Genomic DNA, 350 nt, shown 5'->3' on the forward strand with positions numbered 1-350 from the left:
TCCACCATCGCGCGGGAGGCCTCGGCCGTCGTGCCGACCCTGGCCGGCCCTGAGATCGGGGTCGCCTCCACCAAGGCGTTCTCGTGCCAGCTCACGGTGCTGCTGTGTCTCGCCATCCATGCCGGCCGGGCGCGCGGCACCCTGAGCCCTGAGGAGGAGCGCCGCCTCGTCGACGCGTTGATCACCGTGCCGGGCCTGATGGCGGACGCGACCAAGCTCGAAGGGCCGATCGAGATCCTGGCCCGCGAGGTCGCCAAGGCCCGCGACGTGCTCTACCTGGGGCGCGGCACCAGCTACCCGATGGCGCTGGAAGGTGCCCTGAAGCTCAAGGAAATCAGTTACATCCACGC

At 70.0% G+C, this 350-nt stretch carries 1 protein-coding gene; it reads left to right on the forward strand.

Features of this window, described 5'->3' with window-relative positions; genetic code table 11:
- On the forward strand, positions 1 to 350 hold a 350-nt coding region (locus MKK58_RS26260), incomplete at both ends, for an SIS domain-containing protein (protein ID WP_243915892.1).

It is taken from the genome of Methylobacterium sp. J-078 (genome assembly GCF_022829285.1).
GTDB lineage: Bacteria > Pseudomonadota > Alphaproteobacteria > Rhizobiales > Beijerinckiaceae > Methylobacterium.